The following is an 18124-nucleotide window of genomic DNA, read 5'->3' on the forward strand; positions in this document are numbered from 1 at the left end:
CTTCAATAAATATTTTATCAAAGAACAAGCATTTCTCTCACTACCCAAAAGGTATGTTTTTGCTCCAATCAGGTCAAATTATTTTTTCTATATTGTTGAGGAGAAACTCCAAAATAAGTTTTAAAAGCAGAAGCAAATTTACCCGGATTTAAATATCCTGCAAAATCAGCAACTTCGCCTACTGCAATATGTGGTTTATCAATTAACAACTTCGCAGATTCCTCTAAGCAAGTATTTTTTATAAAACTTCCAATAGATTGTCCTGTCAAATGCATAAAACAACGCTTTAAACTGGATTCTGAAATTGCATACTGTTTTGCAAGTTCAGAAATAGAATATTTATCAAATGGATTTTCAACAAGTGCCTTATAACAGTCTTGTGTCGCCTCATAAATTGGTTCAGAAAAAGTTGGTATTTTTTTCATATCTTCTGTTTTTATAAGACTTAAAAAAAGTAATAGTTCAATGATTTTAATAATAGAATAGGATATACGAATATCCTCACTAACCGTATATAGTTCGTTCAATATATGGTTTATTTCTTTTCTTGATTTTATTATTAACGCCGGACCATTTTTACACAACATATCCATAATATCTTTTATATTTATTTTTGCAAAAGGGAAATAATTATCTACAGATTTTTGAGCAATTTTTATATCTATAAATACAGTTAATCCTATATATCGTTTCATAGGTATACTTGAACTTTCAAAAGGAACTTTTCCTAAATCTACAACACTAAAATCACCTTTCCCCACAAATGCTCTTTCATTACTTTTTAACTTAAATTCATAGCAACCATCTAAACAATGATCAATTTGAATTATACCATCACAAGGCTTAATCTTCTGATGTGAAGATTCCATATTTAGATTGTTATACGACAAAGTAAAACCATCTATTAAATTATAACAACACATTTCTCCTGTACCTGTTTCATTGCTAAGTTTGTAAATTTTTTTATGTCCTAATTCATTTGTGTCATAAAAGCTATATCCCTTATAAGCATTTTCTACTATTGTCTTTTCACTCACAGGTATCATCACCTCACTTTTTATTTAAGAATTATCTTGTATTTCAGATTTAATAAATTATAACACCGATTAGTTAGTTTAAGCTAATCATCTTTCAATTATCTCATATAAATAAAAAACATCTTCAACTCGTTTTTTTAACACCTCACAGATTATAAGAGATAATTTTGTTGTAGGATAAAACTGTTCATTTTCTATTGAGTTAATAGTCTGCCTTGATACCCCAACAAGTTGAGCAAGTTCTTTTTGAGATATTCCGAAATTTATTCGTTCCTCTTTGAGTCTATTTTTTAATATCATTTCAACACGCATAGACAACCTCATTCTATATGGCAATTATTATTGCTTTTATTCTATATTTTATATTGAGATAAGTCAAGTTTACTTGACTTATCATAATTTATATTATAGAATTAATCTATAAATTTTTAAGTATATGCTTAATGCTTACTACCTTAATCATTCTTTTGTAGCAAGCACAGTAAGTGTACGGACACTTACGAAAAAATTGATGAAGCAGCCCTTTGGGATCTGCTTCTTTTTTTATCAATTTTTAGCTTGTTAGGGAGAACCCTAAGACCCCGAAATACATTCAAAGGAGGAAATATCTATGGCAAATAGAATACGAAATGAAAGACTTGAAATTAAACTGACCAAGGAAGAAAAGACTCTTTTTGAGGAGAAAAGAAAGCTTGCAAAATGTAGAAATATGAGCCATTTTATTAGAAAATGCGTTTTGGAAAAAGAAATATATCAAGTAGATTTAGAACCTTTCAGAGATTTACAAGGCTTACTTTCCAATGCTACAAACAACATCAACCAGATTGCAAAGCGAATAAACTCGACCGGTGTAATCTACAAAGAGGACATCAATGATATGAAAAAAGAGATTGAACATTTTTCAAAAGAGCTATGGCAAATTCATTCATTACTGCTTAACAGGACTTCAGGAGGTGATTAGTTTTTATGGCTGTTACAAAAATACACCCGATAAAATCGACTCTTAATCTTGCTATCGAGTACATTGTAAATGGAGATAAAACAGACGAACAGCTTTTAATCAGCACTCATAAATGCCATGAGTCAACTGCTCACACTCAATTTTTAAGGACACGAAATGACGCAGGAACAAAAGGAACTGTTCTTGCAAGACATCTCATTCAATCCTTTTTACCGGGAGAAACTACGCCTGAAATGGCACACCAAATCGGTATGGAGCTATGTAAAAAGATACTCAAAGACGAGTATGAATTTGTCTTATCTACTCACATAGACAAAGGACATATTCACAATCACATCATCTTCAATAATGTAAATATGGTAACGGGTAAGTGCTACCAGTCTAATAAGAAAAGCTATCATCAAATCAGGTATCAAAGCGATAAGCTATGCAAAGAAAACAACCTATCTGTCATTGATGAGTTTTACGAAAATTATAAGAAAAAATACAAGACTAACGGTAAATCTTGGTATGAGAATGAACAGGCAAAGCGTGGTACTTCTTGGAAAAGTAGACTTCAATTTGACATTGACAGAATGATTAAACAGTCTAAGGATTGGGACGATTTTCTAAAGACAATGGCTGATCTTGGCTATGAAATTAAGCATGGAAAACATATAGCCTTTAAACCAAAAGATAAGCCGAGATTTACAAGAGCCAAAACAATCGGAGAAGATTATACCGAAGAAAGATTAAAAGAACGCATTGCAGAAAGAGAATCTATTAAAATCCCTGCTATCAAAAAACGCATTGGCAATGTTATTGATATGAACACCAATACAAAGGTAAAGGAAAGCAAAGGTTACGAATATTGGGCAACCAAACATAACCTTAACACAATGGCTGAGTCAGTCATCTTCCTTAGAGAACAAGGTATTAAATCTGTCAAGCAGCTTGATGAGTACATCCAAAAAACAGCCGATGAAAGGCAAAATTTACAGGATAAGATCAAGTCTATTGATAAGGAAATGCAAGAGCTTTCTGCCACTATGGAGCAAGTTCACACTGTTAAAAAATACAGGCAATACTACAAAGAATATAAGGCTAATCCGTCTGATAAGGCATTTTTTGAAGAGTACAAAGCTCAGATTACCCTATATGAAAATGCCCTTTCAGAGCTTAAAAAATCCTATTCCAAGCTCCCAAATTCAAGGGATATTTTAGATAAACTTGATAAATTACAAGAAAAAAAGAATACCCTAATGCAAGAGTATTCGTCCTCAAAAACCACGATGGACGAGCTTTATCAAATACGAAAGAACTATGGAATTTATATGGGTAAGGAGATGGAGAGATAATCTTTATCTCCTATTTCTTTTCCAAATAAAAAAAGAGCCGGTGCAGTCCTAAGACTGCACCGACCATAAATCTATCTCTCAGCTTCTTTTGATGCTTCTTTCTTTTCTTTAGGCTTTTCCTTATCTTCAGCCTGATATTTCTTGATAGCTCCAAGTACAGATTCTTTCTTTTCCTCCTGTCCTTTCATTTGTTCCTTTGCCTTTAACAGCTTTGAAGATAGTATCCTTACATTGCTATGCTCCCTGCCATTATCATCAATGGAAGTTCTGATTTGCCCAAAGAGCTTAACGAAATCTCCCTGTTTAAAATCCTTTGGTATGTCCCCTTTATCACCATAAGCAGAGCAGTTATGATATACCTTATTCCCCTCGTCATCTTTAGACACCACAGAGAAATTGACTACCTCAAAAGCTTCACCGTTCTTATTTTCTCTTTCAATAACATCAACATTGCCGACAATATTTCCAACGATATTTATTAGATTATCTTTCTTCTGCTTAACATAAGGCATATCCTTTATCTGCCCCTGTTCTCTTAATTCTTCTATCAGATAATCAAATTCCTCATGCAGTAAATTAACTGTGTCATTATCCATATACGCATCATATAGCTTGTCTAATGCACTTTCATCGTTAATGCCCTTTTCCATGCTTATAATTGCCTTAACAAAATCTTTATGATTATCATTTACCATATCTTCAATTCTATCTCTCATTGTTTTGTAATCCATGTTTTTGTTCTCCTTTCATGGTCAAAGGGAGCTTTTCGCTCCCTTATCGTACATATTCCTGTTCTTTTGTTGTTGGTTTTTCTTCTTTTTTACTTTCGTTTTGATAGGCTCTTATCTGACCTAAAATAGACGGCTTATCCTCTGATTTTTGTGTAGTTTCTCCTTTACTATGAACATTATCTTCCACATCAAAGGTTGACTCAAAATAGTCGCTGTCCTTAAAGTCATTGTCATACCTATCAGAAATACCGTCATTATCGAGGTCTTTTGCAAGTGGATCATAAAAGTTACCTTCATCATCAATATCAAGCCCAAGTGCTACTTTTAAGTCCTCTGAATCTACATAGGTTAAATCTTCAAAAGAGGATAACTCAATTTCATTTTTCATATTCCTTAGAGCTTCATTCTCTCCCTTGTTTTCATAGTCAAAGCTTTCTGTCTTGATAGGAGTATCATCAATGTACTGCGTCCAAGTTTTCTCCTCTAAATCAAGCTCATACTGAATACCATGCCTTTCATCCGGTGTATTGGTATAGGCAATCCCTATATGCTTTAAATCAGGGTATAATGTGTCAAACTCATCATAGCTATAATTTTCATCATATTCTCTGTTACAGAAATCAATAATCGCTCTTTTTACATCTTCCACAAGAGGATTATCATTTCTTTTTTCCTCTACATCTCCCATATCAAGCAGCTTATTCAGTTCCGCCAAACGAAGCACCTTACTCTTTAGTTCATCTGCCTTTTCAAACGGCTTTTTAAGTTCTTCTTTGGCATTTTCGAGCTGCTCTTTTGTACTTGTAAACTTCTCCTCCAGTCTTTTCAGTTTTTCAGGCATTTTCTCAAGGGCATTATCAAGTCTTGTAATATTACCGTCTGCACTTGTTCCAAGCTCTCCTGAATGCTTTGCAGCACCATTTAAGCTAAAGTCATGGGCATTGGTAAAGAAGTTATAGCTGACTTCCAAGTCCATATTTCTATACTTTCCTATAATCTCACTTTCATTGATTTTTACGGTCTTGATAGCTTCAAGTAACTTTTCTCCCGCAATCTTTTTATCAAATATCTTCTCTCCCTTTATGGTTATCGAAGTGAATTTATTTTCGCCTTCTCCTTGTGGCTCAATCTCTGATATGTCTTTCTTTACAGCCTCAATTAACTTTTCCGTCCTTGCAATTTCTTCAGGGTATGTTTTTGCGACCTTATCTTCTAACCTATAACGGTTGGACTTAAAGTTTGCTTCCAGCATTTTAAGTTTTGTAACCTCATTATCCAAGTCCATCTTCTCTTTAATCTTAGGATCACCTGTGGCAAGGGCTTTAATTTCTGCATAGTTAAGAGAACTTTCGTCCACATCTTCTGCTACACGCACAGGTGTTTTACTTGTCATAATCTGTGAAATGAACTTCTGCTTATTCTCTATGGTCTGCCAAAGGTAGGCATCAAAGGTATTCTCTGTAACATAACGATAGATATTTACTTCTTTATTTTCGTTCCCCTGTCTTACAATTCTTCCTGCTCTCTGCTCAAGGTCGGCAGGACGCCAAGGAACATCAAGGTCATGAAGTGCAATCAGTTTATTTTGCACATTTGTGCCGGCTCCCATCTTCTGAGTTGAACCGAGTAATATCCTCACATCTCCCTTTCTTACCTTTGCAAAGAGTTCGTCTTTTTGTTTATCCGAATTAGCTTCATGGATAAAGGCTATTTCTTCTTTCGGTATCCCCATTGCCACAAGTTTTTCTCTAATATCATCATAGATATTAAACTCTCCATCGCCTTTTGGAGTGGACATATCGGAAAATAGAAGCTGTGTTGACCTATCTTCTTTTGTCTTATCCCAAATGGCAAACACATTTTTAACGCAGACATTTACCTTGCTTTCAGGATTATCGGGTAGCAAAGGATTGATTAAACGCTGATCTAAGGCAAGTTTTTTACCGTCATTGGTAATCTTCAGCATATTATCTTCATCAGGCTCTACCACTCTATTTCTCACATCGTCTGCTCTTTCAGATAGACTCTTTAGGATTTCCTTTTGCTCCTCACTCGGCAAGGTCTTAATGACTTCATAGTGTGCTTCCGGTGTTGGAAGATTCAGCATATCCGCTGTCTGAATATCCGCAATCTCCTTAAATATAGACATAAGCTCAGGCAGGTTATAAAACTTTGAAAATCTTGTTTTCACCCTGTATCCCGTTCCCTCCGGAGATAATTCAAAGGCTGACTGCGTTTCCCCAAAGGTAGAAGCCCATGAGTCGAAATGTTCCAATCCGTTTTTCTTTAGGCTTTCATACTGAAGATAACGCTGCATGGTATAAAGCTCTGTCATGGAATTTGATACAGGAGTTCCTGTGGCAAAAACAATGCCTTTTCCACCCGTCATTTCGTCCATATATCTACACTTCATAAACATATCGGAGGACTTAAAGGCTTCACTTTGACCGATACCTGCTACATTTCTCATTTTTGTGTAGAGATAGAGATTTTTGTAATTGTGTGCTTCGTCCACAAATAGCTTATCAACGCCTAATTCCTCAAAGGTTATGACATCATCTTTCTTAAAATCATCATTTAATTTTTCAAGCCTTGTTTCAAGTTTTTTCTTCGTCTTTTCGAGCTGCTTTACCGTAAAGTTCTGATTTCTATCATGCTTATATTCCTCAACATAGTTTATGATTTCATCAATCTGATCCTGAATATGCTTTTCCTGATATTCCTTACTCATCGGAATTTTTTCAAATTGCGTATGCCCGATTACAACCGCATCATATTCACCAGTAGCAATTCTTCCTATGAACCTTTTTCTATTTTTCGGCTCAAAGTCTTTTTTATCTGCCACCATAATATTCGCTGACGGATATAGCTGCATAAACTCACGACCGATTTGACCTGTCAGGTGATTCGGTACTACGAATAAAGACTTAGAACACATTCCAAGCCTTTTAGATTCCATTGCGGAAGCTACCATTTCAAAAGTCTTCCCACTACCAACCACATGGGCAAGGAGCGTATTTCCTCCGTATAAACTTCTTGCAATAGCGTTCCTTTGATGAGGTCTAAGCTCTATTTTAGTATTCATTCCCTCAAAGGATAGGTTGTTGCCGTCATATTCACGATTTCTGATGGAGTTAAAACGCTCATTATATAGCTTTACAAGCCTGTTTCTTCTTTCCTGATCGTTAAATATCCAGTTCTTAAATTCTTCCTTTAGAAGCTCTTGTTTCTGTCCTGCAAGGAGAGTTTCCTTTTTATTTAGTACAGAAGTTTTGGAGCCGTCAGGATTTACAATCTGGTCAAATACCTTTGTTTCTTTTAAGTTTAGAGCATCTTCAATCAGCTTATAGGCACTTACTCTACTTGTACCGTAAGTCATTTCAGCAAGGTCATTTCCCCTGTCTTTGCTCTTACCCTCTACATTCCATTCACTTGTAAGATTTGAAAATTTAACCTTAATATCCCATCTTGCCCAGCCCGGTGTTTTAAGTGTTTCAAAGATAAACTTTTCTATATCCTTAATCGGTATCCAAGTTGCTCCAAGACGAACGCTAATCTCACTTGCTTCAAGCTCCTTTGGTAAAGCTTTTGTAAGCTCTGCCTTTTGGTATTCCAATCGGTTCATCTCATAGCTTATCAGCTCTTTTTCTTTGCCATCTTCCGCATAGCCAAGATGAGGTAGCTCTCTTTCCGTTTGTCTTAGCTTAGAAAGATAACTGTCAACAATTGCAATCTTATCTCTGATATTTCCACTTAGGTACTCATCTTTTGTTACATAGCCATACTTATAGGAGTTGCTGCCATTTGCACAAGCAAAAGGTAAATCCCCATCCTCCAAGTTAAAGGATAGAGGTCTATAAAAGTTTTGTTCTTCTCTAATGTTTAGGTAGATTTCTCCCCCTAATTCTTCTATCAGAGTCGGTCTGTCTTTTCCTGTAAGACTTCCCATATACTCAAAGTCCACATAACCTTTTTCAGATACCGATAATACAAGAGCTTCAAGGGAAGTATCTACATGGTCTATTGTCTTTGCCTTTGTGATGGTTCTTTTTGAAAAAATATCTCCCTTTGCCTTAAAGTTTTCTTCTTCATCAAGGATTTCAATGGAAGATACAAGTGGGAAGTTACTATCTTCTTTTAAGGCTCTGGTGTTAGAAAGGTTATTGACATACCCATGCTTTTTAGAAAAACTGTCATAGACTTCATTTAACTTCTCCTGAGCTTTCCTTACTTCATCATCGGAAAAATCTTCCTTTTGCTTGTAGATTACATCTTTTAGAGCATCATTTAACTCAAGATAATCCTTAATTTTTTCCTTGTTTTTATCCGTTATTTCTTTCTTGACAAAAAGTGAGTTTTCTCTGTAATACACCTCATCATCAATAATGGTATAGGAGAAGTTCTTAACATCATCCGTGGCAGGTATTGTGTTGATTTCATCATCAAGTAGCTCTATTTCTTCATACTTTGCATATTGAGATATTTCTTCACTTGCTTTTGCAAGTAATTCCTTTAAGTCCGTATTTTCTTTTGGCAGGCAAGCTATTGTATTTCCAAATCTTCCCGATACTTCCTCCATACTTCCAAGCACCATCTTAGGATGATCTACAAAGTATTTGTTATAGGTAAGTCCCTTTTCATCTTCAGATAGATGTATCCAGTCCTCATCCCTTTCTCTGATACTATCCCTTTTTTTTAGAAAAATAATATCTGAGGTTACTTCCGTTCCGGCAACACCCTTAAAAGTGTCATTAGGAAGCCTTATCGCTCCTAAAAACTCTGCTCTTGCTGCAAGATAGCGTCTGACACTTTCATCCTTTTTATCCATTGTGCCACTTGATGTGATAAAGGCGATAACACCGCCATTTCTGACTTTATCAATGGACTTGGCGAAGAAATAATCGTGGATAAGGAAATTATTTTTGTTATAATCCCTGTCATTTACCTTATATTCTCCAAAGGGAACATTACCGATAACTGCATCAAAAAAGTTATTGGAAAAGCTCGTTTCTTCAAACCCTTTAATCTGTATATCACTTTCAGGATATAGTAGATTTCCAATCCTACCACTTATAGAATCAAGCTCTACACCGTAAAACTTAGACTTACTCATTTCATCAGGGAGATTTCCTATAAAGTTTCCGATACCCATTGACGGTTCAAGGATATTTCCGCTCTTAAATCCCATATCGGAAAGTGTCTTATATACACCGTCAATAACAGTTTTCGGTGTATAAAAGCTCGTTAGGGTAGATTCTCTTGCAGCTTCATATTCTGCCTTAGATAAGTTTTCCTTTAGAAAGCTCCTCGCTTCTTTCCACTGTCCGCCTTTTTCTTCATCGAATACATCAGCAAGTCCACCCCAGCCTACATACCTTGCTAAAACTTCCTGAGCTGTACTGTCAAGCTCTCTTTGTCTACTTTCGATGCGACTCAGCATAGAGATTGCTTCAAGGTTATTATTTAGCCTTTCACTTGGAGATAACTTTTCAGATAGTGTTTCTTCTGTAATTTTAAAGTTATGAGCTTCTGCTTTCTTTATTTCACTTTCTTTAACAATAGTTTCAGGCTTTTTATATGTCAGATTTTCAAATACTCTCTCAAGATCGCTTTCCAGATAATAAGGAATTACATCGGAGCCTGTTATCATACCGCCAAGATATTCCATATTATCCTTAACCGTTACCGTCTTTAGGTTATTTCCCATATCATCAAAGCGTGTGATGGTATAGTTTTTGTCCTTGTATTTAATTTCATCACCAACGATAAACGCAGGTCTTTCAGGGCTTACTTGTTTTAATAAATCTTCATTATCTGTAAAGGCTACAATAGGGATTTGATGGTTTCCACTTCTTACAGGATCAAGCCATAAGTCATATCTTCCTGTGATTTGGTTTTCAGCAATCTCCCTAACCCTGTATTCTTCATGGTTAAAATAGACGGTATCACCTTCTTTAACTGCAAATTCATCTGAAAGCCTTTCCTTTTCTTCGTTAAGCTCTACTTCTTCTCTTTCTTTGAGGTAATCAAATAGCGTTCCTTGAACAGGTGTTACAGCTACTCTTTCTTCTACTTCTTCAGATATTTCAAGTTCTTCTTTATCTTCAAAGCTAAGCTCTCCGTTAAATACCGCTTGAAGCTCCTGCTCATCCATCTGCTTTTTAAGTTCCGTATCTTTAAGTTCTCTAAAGGTCTTTGGAAAATCTTCTAAAATGAGCCTTTGGGCATTTAACTCCTTTAATTCTTCAAGATTGAAATATCCCCATTCAGGCTCAAATCCTAACACAAGTCCAAAGGCATCTCCACTTTCTCTGTCATATTCCGTCATATACCAAGTCCAATTACTTCTAAACGGAATGATATATGCAGCATGAACCTCTTTATCCGCTAAAGACACATCTTCCTGTGCATAAAGCTCAGGCACTCTTTCAAGCATTTCATCAGTCATTAAGTTTTCAGGATCATCTTTAGAATAATATTGTGGTTCTTTTGCTTCTTCTATCTCTGACTTACTTTCTGTTTTCTTTTCTTCAAGATAAAGATTTTTAGAAAGCAAATCCTCTATATGCTTTGCCACACTTGACCAAGTAAGGAAAACATCATTACAATTATTTTTCTGTAATTTAAGTCCCTTTGCATCATGCCATTCATCACTTCCCATTGCCCCCGATACTGCATGACTTCTACCACCTATGCCATATTCGTCTTTTAAGAAATTAGCTTTTTCCTGCAAGGTATGATTTTCTTTGAAAAATTTTGTAATTCGCTCTTTTCCTCTATCGACGCCACTTCCTCTTGAAAGACTTTCAAGGACTTCATCTTCTGTAATAAAGGACTTCACTTTGGGAAGTTCTGTCAGATTGGTACTGTATTCCTTTCGTGACAACTCAAGTTCCTGTAACCTCTGATAAAGGCTGTCTACCTTGTGATAGTGAAACCTTAATACATTTCTGTTTTCTTTGTATCCTTCTAAAAACCTGCTGTATTCGTTGATTGTTTCTTTCAGATACTCAGGATTTTTTAATGCTTCAGACAATCTTTTCGTTTCTTCCGGAAAGCCTCCTCCGCTTGTTTTTAAGATTTCAAAATATCCCTGTCCTTGACCTTCTTCGCTTAAATCATGCGTTAGATACCATAAGGATTCTGAAATTCTATCTCTTTCATAGTCATGTGCTTCTAAAAGCTCTACATTTATAGCAAACTCACCACTATCAAGAAGCTCATTTATCCTACTTGCAGCATCACTCCAGCTTAAAATTTGCGTATCATCTTCTCTTGCAGAAGTGCCGTAAGCTAAATGAATACCTTTATCCGAATACCAGGAAGATACCTCTCTTTCATCAATGTAAAATCCGTTTCCTCCTCTAAAGGTATCTTTGAGGTATTCTCCCAATTCTTCATTGCTCTTTCCTTTAGAAAACTCTGCTATAAGAGGAAGCCTACCGCCATCATGGTTTCCTCCGTTAATAAGGATAGTGTCTATGTCTTTCTGATTAAGAGGAATAGTAAGCCTCATCTGTCCATGAGAATTTTCGGGCAAAGAAAAAGAAGCCTTTTCAGCTTCTTTTAACTCTACATTAGTATTATCTTTTAAATTTCCACTACTTCCTTGATTGTCATTTCCTTCAGAGCTGAAATCATCGCCCCATACTGTGGATTGTTCTCGTCCTCTATCTTCCAAGCTGCCATCAATTTCGGCTTCTCCGTTCTCATAAATTCTATTGCCTGTTTCTGAATATTCATCAGGTGTCCTGTCAGTTTCTTCTCCTTGTATAGATCCACCAACATCTCGAAGTGGCTCTGTTCCTCGCTCTGTGATAGATAATCCAGCCTCATCACTGCGTAAGTCGGATTCGGGAATTCTTTCATGAAGTCCGTCTGTTCCTCCAAGCTGTTTAGCGTATTCTCCCTGATTTTCTCTATTATCTCGTCTGTACTCTCCATTTCGGAGAACTCGCCCGCTTTCATTTCTTTCCTGATCATCTCGTCGAAGTACATTTTCTTCTACCTCCTCTAATTCTTCTTTAATCTTATTATATCCTGCTTCTTTATCTCTTAAAACTTCTTTTTGAAGCTCAATCTCTTTGCTTTTTTGAATGGTTTCATCAATAATCTTTCCACTAATATCCGATACGGTTTCACCTAAGCTCATAATGGAAATACTATCAAGCATTGCAAAGTTTTCCTTTAGAAGCTCATTATCCATAGGATAATCTAACTTAAACCTTGAAGCTACTGCATAACTCACTGAGTCCCTCACAAACTTGGTAAAAGATATTCTATCCTCATCAGCTATTCTAAACTCATTCATAAGGCTGTCTATCTTTTCATCGCCATAAAGTCTGCTTAAAGAAAAGATATTTTCTAAGGTGCTTTCACTTTCCTCATAGCCCTCATTTTTTATCATTTCCTTTAAGACATCCCTATGAGCTTCCTTATCAAATCTCCAAAGATTGACTTCATTGACATCCCTGTTTCTTGAAACTGTCTGACCTATATCAAAGATATAGTCCACCTTCTTGTATGTGCCGTAGTCCTCTAAAATTGGGATACCCTTTTGACCTCTCATAACGGTACGGTTAAATCGTTCCCTCCAATAATCAAACTTGGCACAGGCTGTCGCTTCAGGATTTCTATCATAGATACTTAACTGACTTCTAAAGTCGTATCTCTGATTGTTTCCTACAACCTTTAGGAGCTTCAGGTATTCTGCTTCACTATCAAGCACATCTTGTTTTACAAGCTCCAAAATGTTATGAAAATCATTTATTCGCATTTTTACCTCCTTCTTTTTCCAAACAAAAAAGGCGGTTAGATTTTACTCTAATCACCTTTTGATTCTGTAATTTTGTTTATTTCATCACTACCCATTTACCTGATTTGGTAGAGCCTTCTCTTTTAATAACTCCATGAGATTTAAGATTCCTTATATGGTATCGTACCCCATCTGCTGTTATTTCTTTAATCTCATTTGCTATCTGTTCCGCAGTAATGCTTGGATTACTTTTCATAAGAAGAACTATTTGTTCTTGGATACTACTTATTTCTTTGGTAGTTTCTTTGGTAGTTTCTTTGGTAGTTTCTTTGGTAGTACTACCATTAAACTCTTTCAAAAATTCTTTGTTCACACCCATAACTGCATTAGTATAGTTATCTTCTTCATTGTCCGGATAAAACTTAAGCTCAGGAGAACCATTTTCTAATAGTGCATCTTTTGCACGCCTTATCCCGGATCCGTATGACTCTATCAGATTAAGAGAAAAGAACATATCTTTAAGTTCTTTATTAAGATACTGCCTTCTATCAAAACTTCTATCTCTATTAAGAGCTTCAATAGTTACAGGAGGAAGTGGTCTGTTATGGTTTACAAAAGAAATTCTATCCTTGTAAATATATATTCCTACATATTCAGGCGTATCATATTCTTTATGCAAAATAGCATTAGTAGCAAGTTCTTCAAATGCCGTAAGAGGATAGTTATAGATAATCTTATGCTCAATTTTATCAGCTTCCCTTATGGTATACGAAGCCATAATATTATCTTCAAAATATTTGCTGACTTGTTTTGCCTGTATCCAAACCGGCCCATCAAATCTTTTTGATTCCATTTTATCCGTTCCGTCAATTTCTCTTATGATTTCAACATGGGCATTTGGAATAAATTTATTCGGTGTTTCTGCAAACATCAATACAGCAAAATTTTTAGCTCTATAACCACCATACTCGCTTTCACTGACAAGTCCCATACTCTTTGCCATATCCAACTTAGACATTTCTCTAACATCTTTCTTTGCTCCTGTCTGAAGCAGATATTCTTTCATGTATTCATAGCTTAAATCATCTATGGTAGCTGTATCGTTCAAATTAGAGCTAAAAGAAAAATTTGCAAATTTCTTCAAAAGCTCAAATTCTTCAGTTGGATTTGGCAGTCTTGAATCTCTACCGACTCTGATATATCTTCCTGCCTTTAGCCTAATATCTTTATCCCTTTCCGCTCTTTCACTTGTTTCAAACGGACCGTTACTACCACTCTCTACCGCAACGATAATATAGTATTCATCATCAATTTTATCCGTAATAATATGGTAGTTTATTCTAGGATGGATATTGGAAAGCAGAGATTTTAATTCATTTTCAATCCCTTCAATTTTGGACTCTTTTATCCCCTCTATCGGTCTTTTGGGAATTGCCTTTTCTCCCGTTTCTTTATCGTCAACTTCTTCAATTCCAACAAACAACAATCCAATCTCATTGTTCATATAGTTATTGGCAAAGGCACAAGCAGTTTTTAGAATTTTATCTTTAAAATTTGCCGACTTTTTATATTCGATAAAACTGCTTTCTATGTTTTGATTTTCAAGAATGCTGTGAGCCATTCTCTTTATGTCTAAAAACTGCATAATACCTCCTTTTCCAAAAAATATTTCAATATATTATAGCACTTTTAGGATATTTTTTCCACTCTGAAATTAGTGTCATCTTACTTACTATAAGTTGAAACCGCTTCTTTTATCTCATTTTCAATCGCTTCTAAAAATTCTTCCTTTGAAGATTTACCCTGAGCAATATCGGATAATTCCATTTCCCACTTTGCGGTAGTTTCTGCCGATTTAAAGTTATCAGCTACAATCGTTACAAGACTGATTCCTTTATGCGTGGCTATAAGATTTTTCTTATCTCTTTCTACAAATCCCTTAAAGATTAAGTTTTCAATAATTCCTGCCCTTGTTGCCGGAGTGCCAAGTCCTTTTCTTTCAACTTCTACGCCTTTTTCTAAGGCATCATTTCCTGCAATATCCATAGACTTTAAGAGAGTATCTTCAGTAAAGTGTTTCGGAGGTTGGGTAAATTTTTCTTTAATCTCTTTATTTTCTACTTCAAATACATCGCCTACTTTTACATCAGGAAGCTCTATATCTTCATTTTTCTTAGACTTGTAATCTTTAAGATATTTTGTAAAGCCGTCATCTTTAACAACCTTGCCGGCACTTGTAAACTCAAAGCCGTCAAATAAAACTACAATCTTTGTTGTATTTTCAATGAGTGGATAACCTACACTTGCGTGAAATTTATCGGATATAAGGAAGTAAACTTTAGCTTCGCTTAGAGGAAGCTTAGAAACATCTTCCTTTAATGAACTGATTGTCGGAATAATAGCGTGGTGATCCGTAACCTTTTTAGAGTTAAATACTGTCTTGATACGCCCTGTATCAAAGTCATTTTTGCCCAAAATGTTATTGATGGTACTTGTAATCATATCTTCCGTTAAATATCTGCTGTCTGTTCTTGGATAAGTAATCAGTTTCTTTTCATAAAGGCTTTGTGCATAGTCAAGTGTCTGCTTGGCACTATATCCGAAATACTTATTGCACTCTCTTTGAAGTGTTGTCAGGTCAAATGGCAAGTCTGGTTTTGTAATTTTTTCTTTCTGAATGACATCGGTAATTTCAATCTTATTGCCTACTAAATTTAAGAGCTGCTCTGCTGCTATTTCATCATCAATTCTATCTGTTGAAAGTGTAAAACCATCCATAGATAGCTCCAATGTATAGTATTTCTCTTTCTTGAAATTAGCTATTTCATCATCTCTTTTTACAATCATAGCAAGAGTAGGTGTCTGTACTCTGCCGACAGAATAATTTTGCTTATACAAACAAGAATAGAGTCTGCTGATATTCATTCCTACGAGCCAATCAGCGATAGCTCTTGCCTGTGCCGACTCAAAGAGATTGTCATAGTCTTTTCCGTCTTTTAAATGATCAAAGCCATCTCTAATTGCACTATCTTCCATAGATGAAATCCAAAGGCGTTTCATCTTCTTTTTACAATTTGCCTGATTATATACAAGTCTAAAAATACTCTCTCCTTCTCTACCTGCGTCGCACGCATTGATAACCGTATCAATCTCTTTATCATTCAGCAGCTTTTTAAGGATAGCAAACTGTTTCTTGGTTGACTTTGCTACCTCATACTTATAGTCCTTTGGAATAATCGGTAAATCAGCCATATTCCACTTCGCATACTTTTCATCATAAACATCCGGATTTGCCATCTGAATTAAATGACCAACACACCAAGAAACCCTATATCCATTTCCCTCATAATATCCGTCTTTCTTTTTATTTGCTCCAATAACCTTTGCAATAGAAATTGCAACACTTGGCTTTTCTGCAATAACTAACTTCATCTGTGTTTTCCTCCTGTTTTAAATATAATAGGGCGAAAGATATTACTCTCCCGCCCTGCATTTGCACCAAACACTGTATTATTTTTGATGCAGCATTACTGCTCATCTTCTGCTTCATCTGCATCATTTGTTTCTTCATCACTTTCAGCTTCAGAAAAGAAATCATCATCTTCCTCCAATGCCTCAAGCTCCTTATCTTCTTTCTTTTTTATAACCTTAAAGTAGTATCCTGCTCCTAATGCTCCACCGACTACAAGTAAAAGAATTATATATGTCCCTAAACTGCTCTTTTCTTCCTTTTTCTCAGGTTTTACTTCTTCCTTAACAGGTTCTTCTTTTACTACTTCCTGCTTTGGAGCTTCTTTTTTCTCCACCATGTTAAGTAGGTCATCTTCAGATACTTCTGTTAAAAGCATTACATTCTCACTATCCTCATCGTGATTGATGATAAGATGAAAAGTCTTACCATTTTTAGTCTGAAAGGTAATAAACTGCCTTGCATCTGCTGAATACATATTCGTTTCTTTGTTATCGCTGCTATCTCCATGATGAATCGGATAATCCTTATTCGCATTATCCTTATTCTCCGTAACGGAAGCTCTTGCCTTTGATGGAGTAGAAGCCACACCCTTATTGGTATTTACACTCTTACTTGTACCGTCCATAGATGAATCCTGACCGCTGTTATTAGCAGGTGCTTTTGCTGTGAGCTTATTGGGATAACGAACTTCCTTTTCTTTCTCCTTTACTTCTGTTTTGCTTGTATCCTTTGTAGTATTACCTGAGCTTACTGTATCAGATGAACCTTTACCGGAACTACTTACAGAAGTCTGTGGTGTTTGAGGAGAAATGCCTGAGCTTGTCTTAATGCCGGAAATAGGACTAATCGGTGTAATTGACTGCGATGTTACAGGAGCTTTGTTTGTTTCAGAAGCCTTTTTCTCAAGCTCTTTCACCTTTTCCGTCAGCTTATCTATTTCCTTTTTCATATCTTCTGATAAGTCCTGATTTCCCTTATCTTTCTTCATTTTTTCTTTCAGACTTTCAATCTCATCTTCAAGGTCTTTAATTTTTTCTTTCTGCTTATCACTCAACTTATCTTTATTCTTGATTTCGCCATTTAACTTATCAAGTTTTTCCTGAAGTTCCTTAGCCTCTTTTTCCATTTTGGAAATATCGTCTTTAGAAAGCTCTGTCTGTGTTTTCTTGTCCTCTGTCTTTTTATCTTCCGTCTGAGTGCTTGCGTCCTGCTTTGGTTTTTCTTCTTCCGTTTGCGTTTGTTTATCCTTAAGCTCAGTCTTTGCTACCTTACGGATAATCTCATCATTACCATCGCCCTTTACTTCATAGAATAGAAATTCATCAATAAATTTCATATCATCAGGGAGCATTGGAAGATCGCCACTATCAAGAAGCTGTCCTTTCTCTGCCTTAATCTTTTCTTCCTTAAAGACCTTTTCATCTTCAAAGATATACTTTACATTTACTTCAACTTCCGTTTGAACAGCTTCATTTTTGGTAGGAGCTTCCGACTTTTGCTCCTGAGCATACACCACTGTCCAAAGTCCTAAAATGCAGCTAATACTTATAATTACTGCAAGTGCTGCTGTCCAAAATTTATTATTCTTTTTCAAACTGGTTTTCATTTGTCCTCTCCTTTTTCAGTTCTGCTTTTTCTCTATTTACCTTTGCCATCAAATCACTGATTGTGATGTTGTTCTTTCTGCAAATGGCTATGATTTCCTCGTTTTCAAGTTCTTCTTCACGAATAAATAAAGGCTCCAATTCTTCATCAATCAGAGCCTTTTTATCCTTTAACTTCTTTATTCTATTTTTAATTGCTGTTAGTTCTTTTTTCACATTGTTCCCTC

10 protein-coding genes are annotated in these 18124 nt (G+C 35.6%); 2 read left to right on the forward strand and 8 right to left on the reverse strand.

What is annotated here, in order from left to right:
- Nucleotides 1–68 precede the first annotated feature (68 nt).
- Nucleotides 69–1037, reverse strand: coding sequence for a helix-turn-helix transcriptional regulator (locus ACTQX6_RS07060; RefSeq protein WP_141604741.1), 969 nt, complete (start codon nt 1035–1037; stop codon nt 69–71).
- A gap of 87 nt (nt 1038–1124) precedes the next feature.
- Nucleotides 1125–1349 carry a helix-turn-helix transcriptional regulator gene (locus tag ACTQX6_RS07065; protein WP_141604742.1) on the reverse strand — a complete coding sequence of 75 codons (225 nt, stop codon included), beginning with the start codon at nt 1347–1349 and terminating at the stop codon, nt 1125–1127.
- A gap of 298 nt (nt 1350–1647) precedes the next feature.
- Between ACTQX6_RS07065 and ACTQX6_RS07070 the strand changes: the two genes are divergently transcribed.
- Nucleotides 1648–1998: a plasmid mobilization protein gene (locus ACTQX6_RS07070; protein ID WP_141604743.1), complete on the forward strand. Its 351-nt coding sequence runs from the start codon at nt 1648–1650 to the stop codon at nt 1996–1998.
- A 5-nt stretch (nt 1999–2003) separates the two neighbouring features.
- Nucleotides 2004–3335, forward strand: coding sequence for a relaxase/mobilization nuclease domain-containing protein (locus ACTQX6_RS07075; protein ID WP_141604744.1), 1332 nt, complete (start codon nt 2004–2006; stop codon nt 3333–3335).
- 71 nt (nt 3336–3406) lie between these two features.
- On the opposite strand, the gene ACTQX6_RS07080 is transcribed toward ACTQX6_RS07075, so the two are convergent.
- The 6 genes from ACTQX6_RS07080 to ACTQX6_RS07105 all read right to left on the reverse strand — a co-directional run bounded on the left by ACTQX6_RS07080 (nt 3407) and on the right by ACTQX6_RS07105 (nt 18113).
- On the reverse strand, nt 3407–4066 hold the full coding sequence (locus ACTQX6_RS07080; RefSeq protein WP_141604745.1) for a DNA-binding protein: 660 nt from the start codon (nt 4064–4066) through the stop codon (nt 3407–3409).
- A gap of 43 nt (nt 4067–4109) precedes the next feature.
- Nucleotides 4110–12842 carry a helicase-related protein gene (locus ACTQX6_RS07085; protein WP_441657375.1) on the reverse strand — a complete coding sequence of 2911 codons (8733 nt, stop codon included), beginning with the start codon at nt 12840–12842 and terminating at the stop codon, nt 4110–4112.
- Nucleotides 12843–12918: 76 nt separating this feature from the next.
- Nucleotides 12919–14466: an RNA-binding domain-containing protein gene (locus tag ACTQX6_RS07090; protein WP_441657376.1), complete on the reverse strand. Its 1548-nt coding sequence runs from the start codon at nt 14464–14466 to the stop codon at nt 12919–12921.
- 80 nt (nt 14467–14546) lie between these two features.
- Nucleotides 14547–16253: a DNA topoisomerase 3 gene (locus tag ACTQX6_RS07095; protein WP_441657377.1), complete on the reverse strand. Its 1707-nt coding sequence runs from the start codon at nt 16251–16253 to the stop codon at nt 14547–14549.
- Nucleotides 16254–16348: 95 nt separating this feature from the next.
- Complete coding sequence (locus tag ACTQX6_RS07100) at nt 16349–17899, reverse strand: CD1107 family mobile element protein (RefSeq protein ID WP_441657378.1); 1551 nt, start codon at nt 17897–17899, stop codon at nt 16349–16351.
- Complete coding sequence (locus ACTQX6_RS07105) at nt 17874–18113, reverse strand: hypothetical protein (RefSeq protein WP_024379019.1); 240 nt, start codon at nt 18111–18113, stop codon at nt 17874–17876. Before ACTQX6_RS07105 ends, ACTQX6_RS07100 begins: the two co-directional genes overlap by 26 nt.
- Nucleotides 18114–18124: the final 11 nt, after the last annotated feature.

Origin of the sequence: Faecalicoccus sp. LCP19S3_E2, assembly GCF_052121255.1 — a bacterium.
GTDB lineage: Bacteria > Bacillota_I > Bacilli_A > Erysipelotrichales > Erysipelotrichaceae > Faecalicoccus.

Bases quoted from the DNA above. Each gene is read 5' to 3' on its own strand.
- ACTQX6_RS07065 (WP_141604742.1), bottom strand. From the start codon at position 1,349: ATGCGTGTTGAAATGATATTAAAAAATAGACTCAAAGAGGAACGAATA.
- ACTQX6_RS07070 (WP_141604743.1), top strand. From the start codon at position 1,648: ATGGCAAATAGAATACGAAATGAAAGACTTGAAATTAAACTGACCAAG.
- ACTQX6_RS07075 (WP_141604744.1), top strand. From the start codon at position 2,004: ATGGCTGTTACAAAAATACACCCGATAAAATCGACTCTTAATCTTGCT.
- ACTQX6_RS07080 (WP_141604745.1), bottom strand. From the start codon at position 4,066: ATGGATTACAAAACAATGAGAGATAGAATTGAAGATATGGTAAATGAT.
- ACTQX6_RS07085 (WP_441657375.1), bottom strand. From the start codon at position 12,842: ATGCGAATAAATGATTTTCATAACATTTTGGAGCTTGTAAAACAAGAT.
- ACTQX6_RS07090 (WP_441657376.1), bottom strand. From the start codon at position 14,466: ATGCAGTTTTTAGACATAAAGAGAATGGCTCACAGCATTCTTGAAAAT.
- ACTQX6_RS07095 (WP_441657377.1), bottom strand. From the start codon at position 16,253: ATGAAGTTAGTTATTGCAGAAAAGCCAAGTGTTGCAATTTCTATTGCA.
- ACTQX6_RS07100 (WP_441657378.1), bottom strand. From the start codon at position 17,899: ATGAAAACCAGTTTGAAAAAGAATAATAAATTTTGGACAGCAGCACTT.